Genomic DNA, 22,563 nt, shown 5'->3' with positions numbered 1-22,563 from the left:
CCTCCTAAGATCTGCTCATGACAGGTACGGAACGCAGCACACGCTGGACGCCCGGGGACCACATCCTCTGGCGCTATCGCGGCCATGCCCCGGACCTGTCGGGCTCGAGCATCCACATCTGCCGCCCGGTGACCGTCGTACAGGACACCGAGGACCTGCTCGCGGCGTGGATGGCGCCGGGCACGGAGTGTGTGAAGCCGGTGCTCGCGGACGGCACCCCGGTGCACCAGGAGCCGCTGGCCACCCGCTACACGGCCCCGCGCACCGTGACCCGCTCCCGGTGGTTCGGTGCGGGGGTGCTGAAGCTGGCCCGGCCGGGGCAGCCGTGGTCGGTGTGGCTGTTCTGGGAGCGCGGCTGGGAGTTCCGCAACTGGTACGTGAACCTCGAGGAGCCGCACACCCGTTGGGCGGGCGGCATCGACTCGGAGGACCATTTCCTGGACCTTTCGGTCCATCCGGACCGCAGCTGGCGCTGGCACGACGAGGACGAGTTCGCCCAGGCCCAGCTGGTCGGCATGATGGGCCCGGAGAAGGCCGGGCGGGTACGGGAGGCGGGCCGGGCCGCCCTCGAGGTGATCCGGGCCTGGGGAGCGCCGTTCTGCGACGGCTGGGAGCGCTGGCGCCCGGACCCGGCCTGGCGGGTGCCCGAACTGCCCGCGGACTGGGGGCGTACGGCCGCGCAGCTGACGTCCTGAGCGCCCCGCAAGGTGGTGAGCGGGGGGCGCGATCGCCATGGCTGACTCTTGTCCAGTAACACGCTCCGGCGCGAACGACCTCATGAGACTCTTGATGCGCCCCCTGGGGGCAAACGTAGGATCGTCGTCCGCAAGGTTGCGCCGTTTTGACAACCATTGAGCGCAGCAGACGACCTGACCGTAAGTCATCTCGAGTCATTCAAGGGGGTGGAGCTGTGCCGGATGCCGGCCACCCTGTCGACCCCACCCCCAGAACGGTTGTTTCGGCCGGGGGCTCGGGGGTTATCCCCCGAGAGAGTGCAGCACCGCTTCACGAGGCCATCGCATCGCACAACCGGCCCGGACGGACGGAATCCCACGCGTGACGGAGCAGCCCACGTCCCACGAAGGCCGGCAGCCCCTGGCTGCCCGGTCGCACGAGCGCACCCGGCCGCGGTCGGAGGCAGGCCCCTCGGCCGTGCCGTCGCCGCCCGGGCCGCCGCCGCAGGATCTGGCGGGGACGGCGCGGCGCGAGGGCGACCGGCTGCGCTTCGTGGGGGCGGCCACCCGGCGGATCGCGCGCGGGATCGACCTGGACGAGATCGTTCTCGGGCTGTGCAGGGCGACCGTGCCGACCTTCTCCGACGCGATCCTCGTCTATCTCCGCGATCCGCTGCCGGTGGGCGACGAGCGGCCCGTTTCCCCGTTCGTACTACGGCTGCGCCGCACCGACCGGCTCCGTTTAGCCGGTGAGGACACCGACCTCGGCCCGTCCGGGCCGATCCCCCTGCTCGACCCGCAGACCGACCTCATTCCGGCCTCCGAGCTGTGCGAGGTGCGGTCCGGCGGTGCGCTCTCCGAGGTGCTGCGCGGGGTGCGGCCGGTCTTCGGCGACTCCGCCGCCGCCCGGGCCGCGCTGCCCGAGCTGCTGGGCGACGGACGGACCGTGCCGAGCGGCCATCGCGCGATACTGGCCCCGCTGCGCGGCAGGCGCCGGGTGATCGGAGCGGCCGTCTTTCTGCGCCGGCCCGACCGGGCCGGGTTCGAGCCCAACGATCTGCTGGTGGCGGCCCAGTTGGCGACGCACACCGCCCTCGGCATCGACAAGGCCGTGCTGTACGGCCGTGAGGCGTACATCGCGGACGAGCTGCAGCGCACCATGCTGCCCGACTCGCTGCCCCAGCCGACCGGTGTACGGCTGGCGTCCCGCTATCTGCCGGCCGCCGAGACGGCCCGCGTCGGCGGCGACTGGTACGACGCGATCCCGCTGCCGGGCAGCCGGGTGGCGCTCGTGGTCGGCGATGTCATGGGGCATTCGATGACCTCGGCCGCGATCATGGGTCAGCTGCGGACCACCGCGCAGACCCTGGCCGGGCTCGATCTGCCGCCACAGGAGGTCCTGCACCATCTCGACGAACAGGCCCAGCGGCTCGGCACCGACCGCATGGCGACCTGCCTGTACGCCGTGTACGACCCGGTCTCGCACCGGATCACCATCGCCAACGCGGGCCACCCGCCACCCATCCTGCTGCACCTGGGCGGGCGGGCCGAGGTGCTGCGGGTACCGCCCGGCGCACCGATCGGGGTCGGCGGCGTCGACTTCGAGGCCGTGGAGCTGGACGCCCCGGCCGGCGCGACCCTGCTCCTCTACACGGACGGTCTCGTCGAGTCCCGGCTGCGCGATGTGTGGACGGGGATCGAGCAGCTGCGGGAGCGGCTCGCCGACACCGCCCAGCTGACCGGTCCCGACCACTCGCCGCCGCTGGAGGCCCTCTGCGACGACGTACTGGACATGCTCGGCCCGGGCGACCGGGACGACGACATCGCGCTGCTCGCGGCCCGCTTCGACGGCATCGCGCCGAGCGATGTCGCGTACTGGCACCTGGACCCGGAGGACGCGGCCCCCGGCCGGGCCCGCCGCCTCGCCCGCAAGGCACTGGCCCGCTGGGACCTGGAGGAGCTGAGCGACTCGGTGGAGCTGCTGGTCAGCGAGGTGGTCACCAATGCCGTGCGGTATGCGGAGCGTCCGGTGACGCTGCGGCTGCTGCGTACGGAAGTGCTGCGCTGCGAGGTCGGTGACGACTCTCCGCAGCTGCCGAGGCAGCGCCGCGCCCGGGACACGGACGAGGGCGGCCGCGGTCTGTTCCTGGTGAACCGGCTGGCCAGGCGGTGGGGGGCGACTCGCCTCTCCACCGGCAAGGTGGTCTGGTTCGAGCTGCCCACCCGTACGTAACCCAGCTCTGGACCCTGTCCAAATGTTGCCGGCATCGCATGTGCGGAGTTGGCTGGGGCACGCGAAGCGAGAACGAATCCCTCTATGTGACGGGAGGACGCTCGTGACCGAGTCATCCCCCAAAGCTCCGTACACGACCAACAACGTCGGCATCCCGGTGGAGAGCGACGAACACTCGCTCACCGTGGGTGCCGACGGACCGATCCTGCTCCAGGACCACTATCTGATCGAGAAGATGGCCCAGTTCAACCGCGAACGGGTTCCCGAGCGGGTGGTCCACGCCAAGGGCGCCGGAGCATATGGCACTTTTGAAGTCATCAATGACGTCAGCCAGTTCACCAGGGCGGATCTGTTCCAGCCGGGCAGGCGCACCGAGATGCTGGCCCGCTTCTCGACGGTTGCCGGTGAGCAGGGCTCGCCCGACACCTGGCGCGACCCCCGCGGTTTCGCGCTGAAGTTCTACACCGAACACGGCAACTACGACATGGTCGGCAACAACACGCCGGTCTTCTTCGTACGCGACACGATCAAGTTCCAGGACTTCATCCGCTCGCAGAAGCGCCACCCGGCGACCGGGCTGCGCAGCAACGACATGCAGTGGGACTTCTGGACGCTCTCCCCCGAGTCCGCGCACCAGGTGACGTGGCTGATGGGAGACCGCGGTATCCCGAAGACCTACCGCCATATGAACGGCTACAGCTCCCACACCTATATGTGGATCAACGGCGGGGGCGAGCGGTTCTGGGTGAAGTACCACTTCAAGACCGACCAGGGCATCGACTTCCTCACCCAGGCCGAGGCCGACGAGCTGGCCGGCACGGACGCGGACAAGCACCGCCGCGATCTGTGGGAGTCCATCGAGTCCGCAAACGCGCCGTCGTGGACCCTCAAGGTCCAGATCATGCCGTTCGAGGACGCGGCCGACTACCGCTTCAACCCCTTCGACCTGACCAAGGTGTGGCCGCACGGCGACTACCCCCTGATCGACGTCGGCCGTATGACGCTCAACAGGAACCCCGAGGACTACTTCATCCACATCGAGCAGGCCGCCTTCGAACCGTCGAACCTGGTGCCGGGCATCGGCCCGTCGCCGGACAAGATGCTGCTCGGCCGGCTCTTCTCCTACCCGGACACCCACCGGTACCGGATCGGGCCGAACTACGCACAGCTGCCGCCCAACCGGCCGCATGCGCCGGTCAACTCGTACGCCAAGGACGGCCCGATGCGGTACGTCCCGTCGAACGCGGCGAGGCCGTACGCCCCGAACTCCTACGGCGGCCCCGCCGCCGACCGTCTGCGCTTCGGGGAGCCGGCGAGCTGGGAGGCCGCGGGCGAGCTGGTGCGCGAGGCGTACAAGCCGCACCGCGAGGACGACGACTGGGGCCAGCCGGGCACCATGGTCCGCCAGGTGCTCGACGACGCGGCCCGTGACCGGCTGGTGTCGAACGTCAGCGGGCATCTGCTCGACGGTGTGTCGCGGCCGGTGCTGGACCGGGCGGTGCAGTACTGGCGCAACATCGACAAGGAGATCGGCGACCGTATCGGCAACAACGTGAACGGCGGCTGACTCCCCTCGGCATGACGGTGCCCGCGGCACCCGGTTCCGGGTCCGCGGGCACCGTCATGCCGTCAGGGCTCGGCGACCGTCACGGGTAGACGACCGTCAGGCCTTGACGAGCGTCATGGCTGGGCGACGGAATTGCCGTTCGGCCCGCCCGGGTCGCCGTCTCCCGGCTCGACCGGCGGGCTGAAGCTCGGCGTCACCGACGGCGTGGTGCTCGGCGTCCCCGTCGGGTCCTTCGACGGCGTCCTGGTGGGCGACTTGCTCGGCGTCTGCGAAGGAGTGATCTCCGGCGACCTCGACGGGGTCTGCGAGGGCGTCGCGGACGGGGTGTCCGACGGCGTCGGGTCCGGTTCCACGACCGCGCTCTCGTCGACCTCCAGGTCGAACTCGTCCGCGGCTGCCTCGTCGTCGAGGGCGCCCGTCGTGTACTGCTTCCAGATCTTGGCCGGGACGCCACCACCGTTGGCACGGCCCTCGTTGACGGTGTCGGTCAGGGTGACCTGGCCGGTGCCGTCGAGCTTCTCGCCGAAGAGGGCGACGGCCGTGACGAGATCGGGGGTGTAGCCGACGAACCACGCCGAGCGGTTGTTCTCCGACGTACCGGTCTTGCCGGCCGCCGCGTAGTCACCGGCCGCGTTCGTGCCGGAGCCGCTCTTCACCACGCCGGTCATGGCCTTGGTCACGGTGTCCGCCGCCTCGCGGCTGATGACCTGGTCGCCGATCGGGTCCTTCGGATCGGCCTTGCGTACCGCGTGCTCGGCGGACTTCACGATCGTCGGCGTGACCTTCTTGCCGTGGTTGTCGAGGGTCGCGTACGCCGCGGCCATGTCCCAGGTGGAGGCGCCCATCGTGCCGAGCGACATCGCGGGGCGCTCCGGCCAGCCCTGGCCGTCCTTCATGCCCAGGTCGAGCGCGGTCTTCTTCGCCTTCTGAGGGGTGACGTCCACGATCATCTGCGCGAAGACGGAGTTGATCGAGCTGTTGGTCGCCCGCTGGACGGTGACCGGGCCGTAGTCCTGGTCGTCCTCGTTCTCCGGCGCGAAGGGGGTGTCGCTGCCCTCGACCGGCCGCTTGCTGGTGCCGTCGTACTTGGTGTTGAGGCCGATCTTCTCGCCGTCCTGGGTCTCGGCACCGTTCTCCAGGGCCGAGGCGAGGACGATGGGCTTGAAGGTCGATGCGGGCTGGTAGTCGCGGCGGGTGGCGTTGGACAGCCAGTGCTCGGTGGCTCCGACGCCGCCGTAGAGCGCGACGACATGGCCGGTCTTCGGGTCGACGGACGTGGCGCCCGCCTGGACGGTCGCGTCGGCCTTGTCCTTCTTGCGCTCCAGCTTCTCCTCAAGCTGCTTGTTCACCGACTTGACCAGCTGCTTCTGGCGCTTCTCGTCGATGTTGAGGGTGATCGTCCAGCCGCCGGCCTTGATGTCCTCCTCGCTGATGCCCTGGCGCTCCAGCTCGGCGTTGGCGGCGTCGACGAGATAGCCGGTCTGGCCCTCCATGCCCGGGGCGGCCTTGGGCGCCTTGGGCTCGGGGAACTTCAGACCGCTTCGGACGGAGGCGTCGAGCCAGTGCTCCTCGACCATGTTGTCGAGTACGTAGTTCCAGCGCTCGGTGACCAGCTTCTTGCCGGTGGGCGACGCGACCGCCCAGTCGTACTGGCTCGGCGCCTGGAGGAGAGCGGCGAGGTAGGCGCCCTCGGCGACGTTCAGGTCCTTGGCGTCCTTGCGGTAGTACGCCTGGGCCGCGGCCTGGATTCCGTACGCATTGCGGCCGTAGTAGCTGGTGTTGATGTATCCCGCGAGGATCTCGGGCTTGTCCTTCTTCTGGTCCACCTTGAGCGAGATCACCAGCTCCTTGAGCTTGCGGGTGACCGTCTGGTCCTGGTTCAGGTAGTAGTTCTTGACGTACTGCTGGGTGATGGTCGAGCCACCCTGCTTGCCCTTGCCGGTGATGGTGTTCATCAGGCCGCGGGCAGTGCCCTTGAAGTCGACTCCGGAGTCCTTGAAGAAGGTCTTGTTCTCCGCGGCGACGAAGGTGAACTGGACGTCCTTGGGGATCTTCTCGAGCCCGACGATCTCGCGGTTGATCTTGCCGGTGCGGGCGAGGATCTTGCCGTTGCTGTACTTGTAGACGTTGCTCTGCATCTCGGCCTGGGCGTTGGCCGAGGGCACGGGAACCAGCAGATAGATCACGAAGAACGCGCCCATCACCAGCAGGCAGAGACCGAGGAAGGTGCCCAGCACCTTCCTCCAGGTGAAGAAGCGCCGTATGCCTGTGGGCTTGGCTCTGTTCGCCCGGCGCGCCCCGCGCTGCCGGGCCTTTCGCGCTTCCGCTCGGCCCATCGCTTCGTCGCTCCGCTCTTCGTCTTCTGTGGTCTCATGCCGGATTCGGTCCGGAACGGACCCGTACCCGCTCGGAATCGGCTCAGAAAGCTAACACCGCTCGTCCAGACAAAGGGCGACCGATCCGGCCTTTTCCGGACGTGAGAATCAGCACCCCGTCTCATGGAACCGACTCACGAGAGGTGCGCAGGGTTGCCGTAGAAGATAATGTGATATCACTCTGCTAGAGCGTCGGCGATGGTCGCCGACCGCGGAACCGGGGAGCGATCATGCCTGCCACCAGCACAGGAACGACGGACGACCTGCCTCAGATGCCGACGCCACAGGTCCGTGAATTTCCGGCACACAACATCGGTGGAGGGCTTGCCCTGCTGCTGGGACTGGTCGGTCTCGCCCTCGGGGTCGTGCTCATCGTGGCCGGGTCGGCCCTCGCCGCGACGGGCGCGAAGGTGGCGCTGATCCTGGCCGGCATCGTGATAGCGATCGCGGCGTTCGTCGCGATGTGCGGGCTGAACACGGTCGCGCCGGGAGAGGCGCGGGTCGTGCAGCTCTTCGGGCGCTACCGGGGCACGATCCGCACGGACGGGCTGCGCTGGGTCAACCCGCTCACCTCACGGTCCAAGATCTCGACTCGGGTACGGAACCACGAGACCGCGGTGCTGAAGGTGAACGACGCGTACGGCAACCCGATCGAGCTCGCGGCGGTCGTCGTCTGGAAGGTGGAGGACACCGCGCAGGCGATGTTCGAGGTGGACGACTTCCTGGAGTTCGTCTCCACGCAGACGGAGGCGGCGGTGCGGCACATCGCGATCGAGTACCCGTACGACGCGCACGACGAGGAGGGGCTGTCGCTGCGGGGCAACGCGGAGGAGATCACGGAGAAGCTGGCGGTCGAGCTGCACGCGCGCGTGGAGGCGGCGGGCGTCCACATCATCGAGTCGCGCTTCACGCATCTCGCGTACGCGCCGGAGATCGCGTCCGCGATGCTCCAGCGCCAGCAGGCGGGCGCGGTGGTCGCGGCGCGGCGGCAGATCGTGGACGGCGCGGTGGGCATGGTCGAGGCGGCGCTGGTCCGGATCCAGGAGCAGGACATCGTCGAGCTGGACGCGGAGCGGAAGGCGGCGATGGTGTCGAACCTGATGGTGGTGCTGTGCGGTGACCGCGCGGCGCAGCCGGTCCTCAACACGGGCACGCTCTACCAGTGACGCCGCCCCCCGAGCGCAAACAGGTACTGCTGCGGCTGGACCCGGCGGTGTACGAAGCGCTGGCGCGGTGGGCGTCGGACGAACTGCGCAGCACGAACGCGCAGATCGAGTTCATCCTCCGCCGCGCCCTGTCGGAAGCGGGCCGCCTGCCGGGCAGCGTGCGCCCGATCCCCCGCCGGGGCCGGCCCCCGAAGCCCCCGGCGGCCCCGGAGTAACGAGCGGCACCACCTGCGGACCCGCGCCGACCGGCGCGGGTCCGCTGCCTGCTTTTCGGGACCCCCGGCCCCCCGCACGTGTTCACTCCAGGTATACACGGGGCGTATACATCGCGTGTACAGTGCTTCCATGTCCATCGGTCACACCCTCCTCGCGCTCCTCGAGTCCGGCCCACGCCACGGATACGACCTCAAGCGCACCTTCGACGAAAAGTTCGGCCACGACCGGCCCCTCCACTACGGGCAGGTCTACTCGACCATGTCCCGCCTCCTGAAGAACGGTCTCGTCGAGGTCGACGGGATCGAGGCCGGCGGCGGACCCGAGCGGAAGCGGTACGCGATCACCGACGCCGGGGTCACCGACGTCTCGCAGTGGCTCGCGCAGCCCGAGAAGCCCGAGCCGTATCTCCAGTCGACCCTCTACACCAAGGTCGTCCTCGCCCTGCTCACCGGCCGCAGTGCCGCCGATCTCCTCGATACGCAGCGGGCCGAGCATCTGCGGCTCATGCGCGTCCTCACCGACCGCAAGCGCCGCGGCGACCTTGCCGACCAGCTCATCTGCGATCACGCCCTCTTCCACCTCGAAGCCGATCTGCGCTGGCTGGAGCTGACCGCCGCCCGGCTCGGTCAGCTCGAGAATGCGGTGCGCGGATGACCCCCGCGGGCTCCCTCCTCGTCGCCGCCGATCTGCACAAGGCGTACGGCCCCACCCCCGCCCTCGACGGCGCGTCCTTCTCCATCCACCCCGGCGAGGTCGTCGCCGTCATGGGGCCCTCCGGCTCCGGCAAGTCGACCCTGCTGCACTGCCTCGCCGGGATCGTGCGGGCGGACGCCGGGTCGATCAGTTACGGCGGACGCGACCTCACCGCGATGTCGGACGCCGAGCGCAGCACCCTGCGCCGTACGGAGTTCGGCTTCGTCTTCCAGTTCGGCCAGCTCGTACCGGAGTTGAGCTGTACGGAGAACGTCGCCCTGCCCCTGCGGCTCACCGGCGTCAGGCGCAAGGCCGCCGAGCGCACCGCGCAGGAGTGGATGGATGGCCACGCCGTCCACCATCGATGTGTCACAACTGAAGGAGCCCACGGCCAGAGCGATGATCCAGCTCGACCCGACGGTGCCGGACGCGGCCGAGTACGCGCGGAACACCGCGGCGGCCATCGATCCGGTCACCCACGTCTTCACGCTGCAGAACTTCGAGCGTGACAGCCAGTTCTCCAGCGTGCGCACCGGTCTGTTCGTGGGCGCGACCGCGACAATGCTGCTGATCGCGGCGTCCATGCTCGTCTCCACGCTGGAGCAACTCCGCGACCGCAAGCGGCTGCTGTCGGTGCTGGTCGCCTACGGCACCCGGCGCGCCACTCTGAGCTGGTCCGTGCTGTGGCAGACGGCCGTGCCGATCGCGCTGGGGCTCGCGCTGGCGGTCACGGGCGGCATCGGGCTCGGGCTCGTCCTGCTGAAACTGGTCGACAAGCAGGTCGCCGACTGGTGGGCCTTCCTGCCGATCGTCGGGGTCGGCGGCGGACTGATCGCGCTGGTGACGCTGCTCAGCCTGCCGCCGCTGTGGCGCCTGATGCGCCCCGACGGTCTGCGTACGGAGTAGCCGCCTGCGTATGGGGTGGTCGCCCGCGTACGGAGCGGTCAGCCGATGACCCGTACGGGCAGCGGCCGCATCGCGTCCCGCAGGGCCTCGGCGAACTCCTCGAACTCGCCCTGGCGTGCCGCACCGGCGCGCATCGCCAGGGCGATCCGCCGCGTCGGCGCCGGATCCGCGAAGTACCCCGTCACCAGGCGGTCGTTGCGTCCGGTCTCCACCTGCACGGCGGTCCGCGGCAGCAGCGTCACGCCGAGCCCGCCCGCGACCAGCTGTACCAAGGTGGACAGGCCCGCCGCGGTGGTGGTCACCGCGGCACCGTCCGCCCGGCCCGCCTCCCGGCAGATGTCGAGCGCCTGGTCACGCAGGCAGTGCCCCTCGTCGAGGAGCAGGAGATGGAGCTCCTTCAGCGCCTCGCGGGGGATGTCCTCGCGGCCGCCCAGCCAGTGGTCCTCGGGCGTGACCAGGACGAAGTCCTCGTCGAACAGCGGGAGTTCGGTGACGAATGGCACGCCGAGCGGCACGGCGAGCAGCAGCAGGTCGAGCCGCCCGCCCGCGAGTCCTTCGAGCAGTGAGGAGGTCTGCTCCTCATGGACCTGCAGATCGAGGTCCGGGTACTTCTCGTGGACCAGCCGCAGCACCGTCGGCAGCAGATAGGGCGCGACGGTCGGGATCACCCCGAGCCTGAGCACCCCGGTGAAGGGGGCCTGCACCGCCTCTGCCTCCTCCATCAGCTCACCGACCGCGTCGAGGACGGCCTTGGCCCGTACCGCCAGCCGCTCACCGGCCGGCGAGAGCAGCACCTTGCGGGTCGTACGCTCCAGCAGCTGCACGCCGAGGACGTCCTCCAACGCCGAGACCGCGCCGGACAGGGCAGGCTGGCTCATTCCGATCGCCGCGGCCGCGTCCCTGAAGTGCAGACACTCGGCCACGGCGGCAAAGGCGCGCAGCTGCGCCAGGCTGGGCTGCTTGCCTCTGGGGCCGACGCCCGTGGCGCCATGCACTACGGCCACTGATAGGTACCTCCGATCACGCTGACCCAGTCTAGCTATTTCCGTGATCAATAGACCCTGTGACAGGATCAAGAATCCGTCCAACCCCCACGAAGCCCCCAAAAGGGGCTTCTCATCCGCAAGGAGAGCGCGTGCTCACTGTTGGTGACCAGTTCCCCACGTTCGAACTGACCGCCTGCGTCTCGCTGGAGAGCGGCAAGGAGTTCGAGGAGATCACCCACAAGTCCTACGAGGGCAAGTGGAAGGTCGTCTTCGCGTGGCCCAAGGACTTCACCTTCGTCTGCCCCACCGAGATCGCGGCCTTCGGCAAGCTGAACGACGAGTTCGCCGACCGTGACGCCCAGATCCTCGGCTTCTCCGGCGACTCCGAGTTTGTCCACCACGCCTGGCGCAAGGACCACGCCGACCTGCGTGACCTGCCCTTCCCGATGATGGCCGACTCCAAGCACGAGCTGATGCGCGACCTCGGCATCGAGGGCCAGGACGGCTTCGCGCAGCGCGCCGTCTTCATCGTCGACCCGAACAACGAGATCCAGTTCACGATGGTGACCGCCGGTTCCGTGGGCCGTAACCCCAAGGAGGTCCTGCGGGTGCTGGACGCCCTGCAGACCGACGAGCTGTGCCCGTGCAACTGGAACAAGGGCGAGAACACCCTCGACCCGGCCGCGCTCCTGTCGGGCGAGTGATCCCGGATGTCTCTCGATGAACTGAAGTCGGCGGTACCGGACTTCGCCAAGGACCTGCGGCTGAACCTCGGTTCGGTGATCGGCAACAGCGAGCTGCCGCAGCAGCAGCTCTGGGGCACCGTCCTGGCCTGCGCGATCGCCTCGCGCTCGCCGCGGGTGCTGCGCGAGCTCGAGCCCGAGGCGAAGGCGAACCTCTCCCCCGAGGCGTACACCGCGGCCAAGTCGGCCGCCGCCGTCATGGCGATGAACAACGTCTTCTACCGGACCCGGCACCTGTTGTCGGACCCGGAGTACGGGACGCTGCGCGCGGGTCTGCGGATGAACGTCATCGGCAACCCGGGTGTGGAGAAGGTCGACTTCGAGCTGTGGTCGCTCGCCGTCTCCGCGATCAACGGCTGCGGCCAGTGCCTCGACTCCCACGAGCAGGTACTGCGCAAGGCGGGCGTGGACCGCGAGACGATCCAGGAAGCCTTCAAGATCGCCGCGGTACTCCAGGCGGTGGGCACGACGCTGGACGCGGAAGCCGCGCTGGCGCAGTAATCCTGTGCGGAAGGGCGCCCCCGCCCGGCTCGGAGCCGGGCGGGGGCGCCCTTTTGCCGTGGGGGACAGCAGAGCAATGCGGGCGCCCGCGTCTCCCCCGTCAGCTCTGCAGCTTCGCCATCAGATCCCTCATGTCCTGGATCATCAAGGGCTTGATCCCCGACAGATCCGTCGGCGCCTCCTGGCCGTCCGGCCCCGGCGAACTGCCCGCCATGACGCCGAGCGTCAGCACCGCCTGGCCGTCCAGCACATGGAGGACGGGCGAGTCGTCGCCCTCGGCCTGCACGAAGAAGGCGCGTTCGCCGACTCCTTGGGCCCGCTCCAGCTTGACCACGGTCTCTCCGCCGAACAGCGCCGTCGTCTGCGAGCCGACGCTTGCCTCGAACTCCGGCCCCGGGTCGGTCTTCTTGTGCAGCGTGTAGGTGAGGAAGGCGCTCGCCGGCATGGACTCGGGCGACTGCTTCCGCGTGCTGTCCCGCAGCGTGATCCAGCAGGACGCCACGTCCATGCCCTCGTGCTCGCGCCCGGTCGGCGTCGGCGTCTCCACCTCGCCGAGTGCCGTAAACAGCGCCTTCAGATCCGTCTCGACGCAGAGGTTGCGGCTGGTCCGGTACGCGCCGACATCCGGGTCCGGCCTCTCGTATACGTACAGACCACCCGCCCACAGCGCCGACGCGGCCACCGCACCCGAGAGCACCCACAGCCCGGCCTTGAGCGGCGGCCGCCGAAGGCGGGGGGTGTCGTCCGTTCCGACCGTCTCGGGCTCGGCGTTCAGCTCCGTCCGCGGGCCGGGGATCTCCGCGACGCCGAACGGCTCGTCCTCCCCCACCAGTTCCGGCTCGGATATCACTCGCGCCCCTCGGCGGCCACCGCACCCGATGCGTCCGACCCGGTCGGCCCGGACGCCGTGACAGGCGTCGGCGCAGCCGTCGGAGGGGCCTCGACCACCGCCGCGCCGCGCAGCGCCTGCTCCTGGCCGTACGCGCGCAGATAGCCGACGACGGTATTGGTGACGGCCACCAGCGGTACGGCCACCACCGCGCCGCCGATCCCCGCGGTCAGGCCACCCGCCGCGACCGCCAGGACAACGGCGAGGGGATGCACCCGCACCGCCCGGCCCAGGATGAAGGGCTGCAGCACATGGCCCTCGAGCTGCTGCACGGCAAGGACGACGATCAACACCATCAGGGCGGTGAACACGCCCTGGGTGACCAGCGCGACGACCACCGCCAGCGCACCGGAGATGACCGCGCCGACCAGCGGGATGAAGGCGAACAGGAAGATGAAGACGGCGAGCGGCACGGCCATCGGCACATCGAGGAAGTAGATGCCGAGTCCGATGAAGATCGCGTCGATCAGGGCGACGATCACCGTGCCGCGCACATACGCGGTCAGCGTGCGCCAGGCGCGCGGCCCCGCCCCCGCGACCCCCTCACGGGCCTGTGCCGGCACCAGCTTGAGCACCCACTGCCAGATGCGCTGCCCGTCGTACAGCAGAAAGAGCGTGGAGAACATCGCGAGCAGTATCCCGGTGAGAACCTCCACCATCACCGTCACACCCTGCAGACCCGCCGAGGTGATCTCCTCGGTGTTGGTCCCGATGGTGTCGCTGAGGTTCTTCGCGATGTCGCTGATCTGCTGCTCGGTGACATGGAACGGGCTGTCCAGCAGCCAGCGCTTGAGCTCCTCGATGCCGTCCCTGACCCGGTCGGAGAGATTGTCGAGGTTGTCCATGACCTGCCAGACCACGAACCAGCCGACCAGGCCCATGATGACGAAGCCCGCGATCGCGGTGACCGCGGTGGCCAGACCGCGCGGCAGACCCAGCCTCTTCAGCCGGGCGACGGTGGGCTGGAGCATCGCGGTGACGAGCAGCGCCGCGACGAAGGCGAGGACCACCAGCTGTACCGCGCTGATGATGCGTATCAACACCCAGAGCGTGCCCGCCAGTACGAGCAGCCGCCAGCCGGCCTCGGCGGCGACGCGCATGCCCCAGGGGATCGCGGCGACCGGATCGGGACGGGCCGCGACGGTGGGGGCGTAGGCGGGCGGCGGCGGGACGCTGTCCCGGGCCGCCGGGACGACGGCGACGTCGGGCACGTCGTCCGCCTCGGCCTCGTGGCGGCGCTCGTCCAGGCGCTCGCTGATCCGGGTCAGCCCGGCGCCAAGCCCGGCGAGCCATCCTGGCAGTCGTGACATGATCTTTCCTCTTCCCCCCACCACTCCCCCCGGGAGCTTTTCCGGACCGACGGTACACGCACGCAGCCCCCCACCGTAGGACGGCGAGGGGCTGCGTGAAGTTGAGCGGGGGGCGAACCCGGGCTGGGCCTAGTACCAGTGGTTGGCCTGCCAGAACGACCACGCGCCACAGGGGCTGTCGTAGCGGCTGTTCATGTAGTTCAGGCCCCACTTGATCTGGGTTGCCGGGTTTGTCCGCCAGTCGTCACCGGCCGAGGACATCTTCGAACCGGGCAGCGCCTGAACGAGACCGTAAGCGCCGGAAGAGGCGTTCTGCGCCTGGTAGTTCCAGGTGGACTCGTGGTTCACGATGTTGCTGAAGCACTGGAACTGGTCGGCCGGGACCATCTGCCGTGCGATCGCCTTGACCTCGGCGACGGTGTAGGAGCTCTTCGCGGAGAAGCTCGACGCGTCGCGCAGGGAGTCGCGGTTGGCACGCGCCTCCGCGTCCTCGCGCTTGCGCTCGGCCTCCTCTTCGGCGGCCTGCTTCTTCGCCTCGGCGGTCTTGGCAGCCTGAACGCGGGCGGCTTCCTCGGCAGACTTCTTCGCAGCCGCGTCCGCGGCAGCGGCCTGCGCTTCGGCCTGCTGCGTCAGTGACGAGACCTGAACCTGGGCCTGCTGGCCCATGGGTATGTCCGCGAGGAGAGTCGCGTCGGCCGCCGTAGCCTCGAGGTTGTCGTTCGAGGGCTGCGTAGTGCCCGACGCAACGCCCACGACGGCGCCGACGGTGGTGACCGCAGTGGCAGATGCCACCGCGAATCCCCGGACCGAGATCCGGCTCACACGGTTTCCTTCCAGCATCGCCCGCTTCGGTGACCTTGCGAGCGCGATCGTGCCCCTGGCGCTGGCCTCCCTACTGCTTGGGTCACGGGAGGCGCGGACCCGGTGGGCAACTCCCTCACGGAAGAAGCCGCATGATGCTCTCGGGCGGCACACGACGGCGGGTCTTGAGTTGTGTGGTGCGGTGCACCGAGTGGTGCTGGTGTGTCGTATGCGGGGCCTGACGGAAGCAAGACTCTGCCGGAAGCCGACGCCGCAAGGCAATTCTTCGTTGCGTGTGAAAGCTCACACCCCGTTTACGCCAGGAGTTTTGGAGAAAGCGGCGGACAGCACGACGCCGCCCGGCTACGCTCTTGCGCTCTGCCGGGCGGCGCCAACTGTCGTATTCCGTACTAGATCTGGCCGTCCTCCAGCATTTCGGTCACGAGCGCGGCGATCTGCGAGCGCTCGGAGCGGGTGAGGGTGACATGCGCAAAGAGCGGATGGCCCTTCAACTTCTCGACAACCGCGACGACTCCGTCATATCGGCCGACGCGCAGATTGTCCCGCTGTGCCACGTCATGGGTGAGCACAACCCGGGAATTCGCCCCGATACGGGACAGAACAGTCAGCAGGACGTTCCGTTCCAGCGACTGGGCCTCATCGACGATGACGAACGCGTCGTGCAGCGAGCGGCCGCGGATATGAGTGAGCGGCAGGACCTCCAGCATGCCGCGCCCCAGCACCTCTTCGATCACCTCGCGGCCCGCCACGGCCGACAGCGTGTCGAAGACCGCCTGCGCCCAGGGGCTCATCTTCTCGGCCTCGGTGCCGGGCAGATAGCCGAGCTCCTGCCCGCCCACCGCGTACAGGGGCCGGAAGACCATCACCTTCTGGTGCTGCCTGCGCTCCAGGACCGCCTCCAGGCCGGCGCAGAGAGCCAGCGCCGACTTTCCGGTGCCGGCCCGCCCGCCCAGCGAGACGATGCCGACGTCCGGGTCGAGAAGCAGATCGAGGGCGATGCGCTGCTCGGCGCTGCGGCCGTGGATGCCGAAGGCCTCCCGGTCGCCGCGCACCAGCCGGACATTGCCCTCGGCGGTGATCCTGCCCAGCGCCTTGCCGCGCTCGGACTGCAGGACGAGGCCGGTGTGCACCGGCAGCTCGGCCGCCTCGGGAACGTACAGCGTGTCCTCTCCGTACAGCAGATCCACCTGTTCGGCGGACAGCGGCAGTTCGGACATGCCGGTCCAGCCGGAGTCGGTGATGGCGAGCTCTGCCCGGTACTCCTCGGCCAGCAGGCCGACGGAGGACGCCTTGATGCGCAGCGGCAGATCCTTGGAGACGACCGTGACGTCGTACCCCTCGGCCTGCAGATTGCGCGCTACCGCCAGAATCCGTGAGTCGTTGTCCCCCAATCGGAAGCCGGCCGGAAGGACGCCGGGATCGGAGTGGTTGAGCTCGACACGGAGCGTGCCGCCGAGGTCGCCCATGGGGATGGGGTCGTCGAGGCGTCCGTACCGGATCCGGAAGTCGTCCAGCAGGCGAAGCGCCTGACGGGCGAAATAGCCGAGTTCCGGATGGTGCCTCTTGGCCTCCAGCTCCGTGATCACCACGATCGGGAGCACAACTTCGTGCTCGTCGAAGCGGCTCAGGGCGTTCGGGTCGGCCAGCAGGACGCTGGTGTCGAGAACGTAGGTGCGCCTGTCGGGCATGCGGCGCTTTGTGCTGTTCACCACGGAAGGACGTACCCCCTCGGATGAGGTCGGGGTGCGACTGCGACGGCGTCGCGGGGGGATGGGGCCGGGCTCGGGCCTCGCTGCGCGGGCCGAGCACCGGCCCTCCGCGTCGTCCGTACAGGTACTGCACGGTCGTCCTGGTGCAAAGGGCCTCCCGGGTGAGCGGACTCCGTGCCACTCACTCTGGAAGGGGTATTCCCTCGAACAAGCGCAGCCATGCCATGGCATATGACGGCGCGTGGGTGAACAGGGGGTGACAGCACTCACGCGGGTGCGCGGGAGTCGCGCGTGTCTCGCGTCAGGCGCCGTAGCGGCGGTGGCGTGCGGCGTAGTCGCGCAGCGCACGCAGGAAGTCGACCTTGCGGAAGGCCGGCCAGAAAACTTCGCAGAAGTAGTACTCCGAATGGGCGCTCTGCCAGAGCATGAAGCCGGACAGACGCTGCTCACCGCTGGTGCGGATGACCAGGTCCGGGTCGGGCTGGCCACGGGTGTAGAGGTGTTCGGAGATGTGTTCGACATCGACGATCTCGGCGAGCTCCTCGAAGCTCGTGCCCTTGTCGGCGTGCTCCAGCAGGAGGGAGCGGACCGCGTCGGCGATCTCCTGGCGGCCGCCGTAGCCGACGGCGACGTTCACGAGTATGCCGTCGATGCCGTCGGTGACCTGTTCGGCTTCCTTCAGTACGGACTGGGTGCGGGCGGGCAGCAGGTCCAGTGTGCCGACGTGGTGGACGCGCCAGCGGCCGTCGGCGGCGAGGCCGCGGACCGTGTTCTCGATGATGCCGAGGAGCGGGATCAGCTCGTCCTCGGGCCGGTCGAAGTTGTCCGTGGACAGCATCCACAGCGTGACGACCTCGACATCGGTCTCGTGGCACCAGCCGAGGAACTCGGAGATCTTGTCGGCCCCGGCCTTGTGGCCCTGCGCGGCCGTACCGCCGGAGGCCTTCGCCCAGCGACGGTTGCCGTCGAGGATGACGCCGATGTGCTTGGGCACCTGGGCGTGGTCGAGTCGGCCTTCCACCCGGCGTGCGTAGAGCCCGTACACCAGGTCGCGCAAGTTCACTGAGTCCACCTCTCGGTTCCGTCGGGGATTGTCCGTCCCCTGGCGGGGTTCCGGGGCCGGCCCCCGCGAGACGCGGCACCGCCTGAGACCCCTCCGGGCCGCAGTCCCCGAAGCCGCCACAGTACTGCGCACGGGCCACAGCGGCCCAACCCGGTCTGTCACAAGTCCGTGATAAGGAGGGATGCGTGACTGATACCCCTTCTTACCGAGCCGACACGGATCGCTACGCGTCGATGGAGTACCGGCGCTGCGGCCGCTCCGGACTCCAGCTCCCCGCGATCTCGCTCGGTCTCTGGCACAACTTCGGTGACGACCGTGCCCTGGACTCGCAGCGCGCCATCCTGCGCCGCGCCTTCGACCTGGGGGTGACGCACTTCGACCTGGCGAACAACTACGGTCCGCCGCCCGGCTCGGCCGAGCTCAATTTCGGCAAGATCTTTGCGCAGGACTTTGCGCCATACCGTGACGAACTGGTCATTTCGACCAAGGCGGGCTATGAGATGCACCCCGGGCCCTACGGCGAGTGGGGTTCGCGGAAGTATCTGCTCTCCTCCCTCGACGCCTCCCTGAAGCGGATGGGGCTGGACTACGTCGACATCTACTACTCCCACCGCTTCGACCCGGACACTCCGCTCGAGGAGACGATGGGCGCGCTGGCCTCCGCCGTACGGCAGGGCAAGGCGCTGTACGTGGGCGTCTCGTCGTACAACGCCGAGCAGAGTGCCGAGGCGGCCCGGCTGCTGAAGGAGATGGGCGTCCCCGCCCTCATCCACCAGCCCTCGTACTCCATGATCAATCGCTGGATTGAGGGGAGCGCAGCGAGAGGGGGGTCCCCCCGGACGGAGTCTGGGGGAAGGCTGCTCGACACACTGGAGAGCGCCGGCATGGGATGCATCGCCTACGTGCCGCTCGCGCAGGGCCTGCTCACCAACAAGTACCTCAAGGGCATCCCGGAGGGCTCCCGGGCCACCCAGGGCAAGTCCCTGGACCCGGACCTGCTCTCCGGCGAGGTCCTGCGACGGCTGAGGGGGCTGAACGACATCGCGGCCGCCCGCGGCCAGTCGCTCGCCCAGCTGGCGCTCTCCTGGGTGCTGCGGGATCCGCGGATGACCTCCGCGCTGATCGGCGCGTCCAGCGTGCAGCAGCTGGAGGAGAATGTCGCGGCGCCGACCGGACCGCCGCTGAGCGCCGAGGAGTTGAAGGAGATCGACACCTTCGCGGTCGACACCGAGGGCACCAACCTCTGGGCCGGGCGGAGCTGACGTGCGGGGCCGGGAAGAGAAAACGGGCCGGTCCGTGGGGGGGATACGGACCGGCCCGAGGGGGGGTTTCCACCATAACCCGTCGTAAGTCCTGCTGGGTGCAACGCCATGCCGCAACCACGCTTCGGATTCGGTGGACAGCGGGCAGTCACCAGCGGCCTGCTGCCGGAGGCGTACCCCACAAGAGCGACCCCCGAATACGGGCGTCAGGTTGACGGCGGGTCAGGCCACCGGCTGCTGGGTCTTGTTGGCGAGAATCCGCTCCATGAAGGTGTCACCCCACTCGCCGAGCGGGAGCAGAGCGGTGTTGAGCGCCCGGCCCAGGTCGGTGAGGGAGTACTCGACGCGCGGCGGGACCTCGCGGTAGACCTCGCGATGGACGATGCCGTCCGCCTCCAGCTCGCGCAGCTGCTGGATGAGCATCTTCTCGCTGACGCCGCTGACACGGCGCTTCAACTCTCCGAAGCGGTACGTCCCGTCGTGCAGCGCCCACAGGATGAGGGGCTTCCACTTTCCGCCCACGACGTCCACGGCCGCGTCGAGGCCGCAGCGGTAGGAAGCCTTGACCTTGGCCACCGCAACTCCTCCACGCCGTACGGCACTTGGCGACACTTACCGTTTCGCCAGTACACCACCGTACGGGGGGTATGGGTGCGAGCCAAGCGGCAATGCGGACAGATACTGGCCTAATTCGATCCTAGAGTCGTCCCATGACGACGCACAGTGTGACGTGGACAGAGGCCAACGCCCGCCGGCTGGCGCGACAGGGGCTGGCCGAACCCGCCAAGAGCTCCCCCGCCGCGATGGCGGCCGCCATGCTCGGCGGGCACGCACAGGTGCTGTCCGCCGCCGAGCTGTCCCTCGCGCTGCGGCTGCACGGCGGCGCGACCCGGGCCGATGTGCGCGAGGCGCTGTGGACGGACCGCAGCCTGGTGAAGACGTACGGACCGCGCGGCACGGTCCATCTGCTGGCCACGGCGGACCTGCCGCTGTGGACCGGGGCGCTGTCCGCGATCCCGTCCGGTGCCAGCCCGATGCCCGCGGATGTACGGATGACCGCCGAGCAGACCAACCAGGTCGTCGCGGCCATCGGGGACGCACTCGCCGGTGCCGAACTGACGATCGACGAGCTGACGGACGCGATCGTGGCGCGCACCGGGCCCTGGGCCGGTGACCGGGTGATGGACGCCTTCCAGGACAAGTGGCCGCGCTGGCGGCAGATGACGCACACGGCCGCGCACCGCGGGGTGCTTGCCTTCGGGCCCAACCGCGGCCGCAAAGTGACGTACACCAGCCCCGGCGTGACCCCCATGGAGCCGGCCGCCGCGCTCTCGGAGCTCGTACGGCGCTATCTGCACGCCTACGGGCCCGCGACGCCGCAGCACTTCGCCAAGTGGCTTGCCACGTCCAAGAACTGGGCTGTTGAGCTGTTCACCACGCTGGCGGGCGAGGGAACGATCGAGGAGGTGGCGTTCGAGGGCGGCCCGGCCTGGGTGGCGGCCGATGACACCGCCTTCCCCGACGCGCCGCCGCAGGGCGTGCGGCTGCTGCCGTACTTCGACGCGTACACGATCGCCTCCCAGCCCCGCGAACTGCTCTTCCCCGGTGCCGCCTACGAGCGGGCGCTGGCCGGCGGACAGGCCGGGAACTACCCGGTGGTGCTGGTGGACGGGACCGTCGCCGGCGTCTGGCACCAGCGGCGGTCCGGGCGGCGGATCGCGGTGACGGTGGAGCCGATCGGGGACTGGCCGGCCTCCGCCGCCGGGCGCCGCGAGCTGGCGCAGCAGGTGCGAAGGGTCGGCGAAGTCCTGGAAGGCCGGGCCGATTTGACGGTGGGGAGGCTCACGGTCGGGCCGCATGCCTGAGACGCAGCAGGGTGATGCCTTCGCGCTGGGCGATGCGCTCGTAGCCGTACTTGCGCTGCGCCAGGGCGAGTTCGGTGGCCTGCTGCCCGGGCGGGTAGGGCCAGTGGCCCGTGCGATACGGCCAGGCCTCGGGCGCCCTGCTGTCGTGAATGATCCACTCGGCGGTGGGGCGGGGCAGCCGCTCCGTGTCGTACTCATAGAGCCGCGCGTCGACCGGGAAAGTCGGAAAGAGGACCACCTCGCACCGTGAAGTGAGCTGTGATGCAAGGCGGTTGGAGGCCGCGACGGTGGCGCCGTCGGGGATTTTCGCGAGGAGCGAGCGGGCGGCCCCGATATGGGGGGTGGTGTGCCAGGTGGCGCGCTGGGCCAGCTGGGCGAGGGGGAACGACGGCAGCATCACGACGGTGACCGCGAGGACCGTGACGAGCGAGGCGCGGATGTGGCGGGCGGCGAGCGGATGGTCCGCACCACGCCACTGCCCCAGCGTGTCGATGAGCCCGGCGGAGACGACCGGCATCAGTACGGCGCTGTAGTGGAAGGACGTGCCCCAGTGGAAGCCGTTCTGGGACAGCATCCGCCAGGCGAGCGTGGGCAGGGCGAGCAGCGCGAGCGGTGAGCGCAGGGCGAGCAGCGCGGACGGCGCGAAGACCAGGATCAGGGTCATGGCCTTGATGTCGGGACGCAGCGCGTCGATAGGGGCGAAGGCGATCGTGGTGAGCAGCGAGCTGTGTGTGCCCTCGGCGAGGTTGTCGCCGTGGGCGTAGCCGCCCGCCGGATTGAAGGCGGGCAGCAGCAGTTCGATCTCGATCGCCGACGCGAGCAGGCCGGCCGCCGCGGTGACGACGCCGAGCCGGCGCGGGCCCTTCCAGGCGACGTAGCACCCGAGTGCGGCGAGGGTGAGCCCCAGGTCCTCCTTGACCAGTACCAGCGGGGCCGCCCAGGCGGCCGCCGGGACCCAGCGGCGCCGGCCCAGCGCCTCCAGGGCGAAGGAGAGCAGCGGCACGGCGAGCGCGACCTCGTGGAAGTCGAAGGCGGCGGCGGATGCGATGCCCCAGCTGAGGCCGTAGCCGAGGGCGACGGCATGCGCCGGACGGCGGCCGAGCACGCGCAGGGCCCAGCGCACGAGCGGCACGGCGGCGAGCGCCAGCAGCGCGGACTGGGCGAGCAGCAGGCACAGAGGCGACGGCCACAGGCGGTAGAGAGGGGCAAGGACGGCGAGCGCCGGGTGGAAGTGGTCGCCGAGCAGATTGAACTGGTCGCCGCGCAACGGCACGATGGGCGGCCGCAGTTGGGAGTAGGCGCGTACGGCCTGCTCGAAGATGCCGAGGTCGTATCCGGTGGTGCGCAGCAGCAGATGGCGCCGTACGGCGACGGTGGCGTACAGCAGAAAGAACGCCGCCGCCCAGCTCCAGGGGAGCAGGACGGCGGGAAAGCGGGCAGTCGGGCGGGATCCGGGTTCCGGCGAAGGGGCGGGGACGGGGGACCGCAGCAGTCCACGTCGCGCCGCCGCATTGTCAGAAAATGTCCGCATGCATCCGGATGCTAGACGGGCCTGACGGCGCTGGACGGGCTTGACCGGCTCG

The 22,563-nt window shown here is 69.4% G+C and carries 19 protein-coding genes and 2 pseudogenes; 12 read left to right on the top strand and 9 right to left on the bottom strand.

Annotated features, from left to right (window positions below; translation table 11 throughout):
• The first annotated feature begins 17 nt into the window (after window positions 1-17).
• The 3 genes from fomD (at window position 18) to ACQEVG_RS24970 (ending at window position 4,474) form a co-directional block, all read left to right on the top strand.
• Window positions 18-695: a cytidylyl-2-hydroxypropylphosphonate hydrolase gene (gene fomD / locus ACQEVG_RS24980; RefSeq protein WP_432987638.1), complete on the top strand. Its 678-nt coding sequence runs from the start codon at window positions 18-20 to the stop codon at window positions 693-695.
• A 361-nt stretch (window positions 696-1,056) separates the two neighbouring features.
• Complete coding sequence (locus ACQEVG_RS24975) at window positions 1,057-2,907, top strand: ATP-binding SpoIIE family protein phosphatase (RefSeq protein ID WP_432987636.1); 1,851 nt, start codon at window positions 1,057-1,059, stop codon at window positions 2,905-2,907.
• A gap of 103 nt (window positions 2,908-3,010) precedes the next feature.
• Window positions 3,011-4,474, top strand: coding sequence for a catalase (locus tag ACQEVG_RS24970; protein WP_432987634.1), 1,464 nt, complete (start codon window positions 3,011-3,013; stop codon window positions 4,472-4,474).
• A gap of 113 nt (window positions 4,475-4,587) precedes the next feature.
• Here the strand turns inward: ACQEVG_RS24970 and ACQEVG_RS24965 are convergent, their stop codons facing one another.
• Window positions 4,588-6,810, bottom strand: a complete 2,223-nt coding sequence (locus ACQEVG_RS24965; RefSeq protein WP_432987632.1) for a transglycosylase domain-containing protein — start codon at window positions 6,808-6,810, stop codon at window positions 4,588-4,590.
• Between the two features lie 269 nt (window positions 6,811-7,079).
• Here ACQEVG_RS24965 and ACQEVG_RS24960 point away from each other — a divergent pair, with 269 nt between their 5' ends.
• From ACQEVG_RS24960 to ACQEVG_RS24940, 5 genes and pseudogenes are all read left to right on the top strand, one after another.
• Window positions 7,080-8,015: an SPFH domain-containing protein gene (locus ACQEVG_RS24960; protein ID WP_432987630.1), complete on the top strand. Its 936-nt coding sequence runs from the start codon at window positions 7,080-7,082 to the stop codon at window positions 8,013-8,015.
• Window positions 8,012-8,230, top strand: a complete 219-nt coding sequence (locus ACQEVG_RS24955; protein ID WP_432987628.1) for a hypothetical protein — start codon at window positions 8,012-8,014, stop codon at window positions 8,228-8,230. The genes ACQEVG_RS24960 and ACQEVG_RS24955 overlap by 4 nt, the downstream gene beginning before the upstream one ends.
• A gap of 130 nt (window positions 8,231-8,360) precedes the next feature.
• Window positions 8,361-8,885 (top strand): PadR family transcriptional regulator, encoded by a 525-nt coding sequence (locus ACQEVG_RS24950; protein ID WP_432987626.1) that lies wholly within the window; start codon window positions 8,361-8,363, stop codon window positions 8,883-8,885.
• Window positions 8,882-9,268: pseudogene (locus ACQEVG_RS24945) on the top strand (ABC transporter ATP-binding protein); the annotation flags it as partial. The gene ACQEVG_RS24950 and the pseudogene ACQEVG_RS24945, both read left to right, overlap by 4 nt.
• Window positions 9,234-9,830 (top strand): annotated as a pseudogene (locus ACQEVG_RS24940) (ABC transporter permease); the annotation flags it as partial. The pseudogenes ACQEVG_RS24945 and ACQEVG_RS24940, both read left to right, overlap by 35 nt.
• Window positions 9,831-9,868: 38 nt before the next feature.
• Here the strand turns inward: ACQEVG_RS24940 and ACQEVG_RS24935 are convergent.
• Window positions 9,869-10,834, bottom strand: a complete 966-nt coding sequence (locus ACQEVG_RS24935; protein WP_432987624.1) for a LysR substrate-binding domain-containing protein — start codon at window positions 10,832-10,834, stop codon at window positions 9,869-9,871.
• A 131-nt stretch (window positions 10,835-10,965) separates the two neighbouring features.
• Here ACQEVG_RS24935 and ACQEVG_RS24930 point away from each other — a divergent pair, with 131 nt between their 5' ends.
• Together ACQEVG_RS24930 and ACQEVG_RS24925 are read left to right on the top strand one after the other, a co-directional pair.
• A complete protein-coding gene (locus ACQEVG_RS24930) occupies window positions 10,966-11,520 on the top strand; it encodes a peroxiredoxin (RefSeq protein WP_432987622.1) in 555 nt (184 codons plus the stop codon).
• Between the two features lie 6 nt (window positions 11,521-11,526).
• A complete protein-coding gene (locus tag ACQEVG_RS24925) occupies window positions 11,527-12,060 on the top strand; it encodes an alkyl hydroperoxide reductase (RefSeq protein ID WP_432987620.1) in 534 nt (177 codons plus the stop codon).
• 100 nt (window positions 12,061-12,160) lie between these two features.
• Here the strand turns inward: ACQEVG_RS24925 and ACQEVG_RS24920 are convergent, their stop codons facing one another.
• The 5 genes from ACQEVG_RS24920 to ACQEVG_RS24900 form a co-directional block, all read right to left on the bottom strand.
• A complete protein-coding gene (locus ACQEVG_RS24920) occupies window positions 12,161-12,910 on the bottom strand; it encodes a hypothetical protein (RefSeq protein ID WP_432987618.1) in 750 nt (249 codons plus the stop codon).
• Window positions 12,907-14,259 carry an AI-2E family transporter gene (locus ACQEVG_RS24915; protein ID WP_432987616.1) on the bottom strand — a complete coding sequence of 451 codons (1,353 nt, stop codon included), beginning with the start codon at window positions 14,257-14,259 and terminating at the stop codon, window positions 12,907-12,909. Before ACQEVG_RS24915 ends, ACQEVG_RS24920 begins: the two co-directional genes overlap by 4 nt.
• A gap of 129 nt (window positions 14,260-14,388) precedes the next feature.
• The gene (locus ACQEVG_RS24910; protein WP_432987614.1) at window positions 14,389-15,081 is read right to left on the bottom strand and encodes a transglycosylase SLT domain-containing protein; all 693 of its coding nucleotides are present in this window, start codon (window positions 15,079-15,081) and stop codon (window positions 14,389-14,391) included.
• Between the two features lie 389 nt (window positions 15,082-15,470).
• On the bottom strand, window positions 15,471-16,793 hold the full coding sequence (locus ACQEVG_RS24905; protein WP_404724333.1) for a PhoH family protein: 1,323 nt from the start codon (window positions 16,791-16,793) through the stop codon (window positions 15,471-15,473).
• 298 nt (window positions 16,794-17,091) lie between these two features.
• Window positions 17,092-17,853: an isoprenyl transferase gene (locus tag ACQEVG_RS24900; RefSeq protein ID WP_432987612.1), complete on the bottom strand. Its 762-nt coding sequence runs from the start codon at window positions 17,851-17,853 to the stop codon at window positions 17,092-17,094.
• Between the two features lie 185 nt (window positions 17,854-18,038).
• Between ACQEVG_RS24900 and mgrA the strand changes: the two genes are divergently transcribed.
• Window positions 18,039-19,115: an L-glyceraldehyde 3-phosphate reductase gene (mgrA, locus tag ACQEVG_RS24895; protein ID WP_432987610.1), complete on the top strand. Its 1,077-nt coding sequence runs from the start codon at window positions 18,039-18,041 to the stop codon at window positions 19,113-19,115.
• A 222-nt stretch (window positions 19,116-19,337) separates the two neighbouring features.
• Here the strand turns inward: mgrA and ACQEVG_RS24890 are convergent, their stop codons facing one another.
• Window positions 19,338-19,691 carry a winged helix-turn-helix transcriptional regulator gene (locus tag ACQEVG_RS24890; RefSeq protein WP_432987608.1) on the bottom strand — a complete coding sequence of 118 codons (354 nt, stop codon included), beginning with the start codon at window positions 19,689-19,691 and terminating at the stop codon, window positions 19,338-19,340.
• 134 nt (window positions 19,692-19,825) lie between these two features.
• On the opposite strand from ACQEVG_RS24890, the gene ACQEVG_RS24885 reads away from it, so the two are divergent.
• Complete coding sequence (locus ACQEVG_RS24885) at window positions 19,826-20,980, top strand: winged helix DNA-binding domain-containing protein (protein WP_432987606.1); 1,155 nt, start codon at window positions 19,826-19,828, stop codon at window positions 20,978-20,980.
• Here the strand turns inward: ACQEVG_RS24885 and ACQEVG_RS24880 are convergent.
• Complete coding sequence (locus ACQEVG_RS24880) at window positions 20,958-22,511, bottom strand: DUF2079 domain-containing protein (RefSeq protein ID WP_432987604.1); 1,554 nt, start codon at window positions 22,509-22,511, stop codon at window positions 20,958-20,960. The genes ACQEVG_RS24885 and ACQEVG_RS24880 overlap by 23 nt on opposite strands.
• Window positions 22,512-22,563: the final 52 nt, after the last annotated feature.

Origin of the sequence: Streptomyces sp. CA-135486 (assembly GCF_050936555.1) — a bacterium.
In the GTDB taxonomy this organism is placed as follows: domain Bacteria; phylum Actinomycetota; class Actinomycetes; order Streptomycetales; family Streptomycetaceae; genus Streptomyces.
This window is presented reverse-complemented; position numbering and strand designations above follow the sequence as displayed.

Coding starts and splice junctions, on each gene's coding strand:
- ACQEVG_RS24915 (WP_432987616.1), bottom strand. CDS start 14,259: ATGTCACGACTGCCAGGATGGCTCGCCGGGCTTGGCGCCGGGCTGACC.
- ACQEVG_RS24950 (WP_432987626.1), top strand. CDS start 8,361: ATGTCCATCGGTCACACCCTCCTCGCGCTCCTCGAGTCCGGCCCACGC.
- ACQEVG_RS24960 (WP_432987630.1), top strand. CDS start 7,080: ATGCCTGCCACCAGCACAGGAACGACGGACGACCTGCCTCAGATGCCG.
- ACQEVG_RS24965 (WP_432987632.1), bottom strand. CDS start 6,810: ATGGGCCGAGCGGAAGCGCGAAAGGCCCGGCAGCGCGGGGCGCGCCGG.
- ACQEVG_RS24925 (WP_432987620.1), top strand. CDS start 11,527: ATGTCTCTCGATGAACTGAAGTCGGCGGTACCGGACTTCGCCAAGGAC.
- fomD (WP_432987638.1), top strand. CDS start 18: ATGACAGGTACGGAACGCAGCACACGCTGGACGCCCGGGGACCACATC.
- ACQEVG_RS24880 (WP_432987604.1), bottom strand. CDS start 22,511: ATGCGGACATTTTCTGACAATGCGGCGGCGCGACGTGGACTGCTGCGG.
- ACQEVG_RS24885 (WP_432987606.1), top strand. CDS start 19,826: ATGACGACGCACAGTGTGACGTGGACAGAGGCCAACGCCCGCCGGCTG.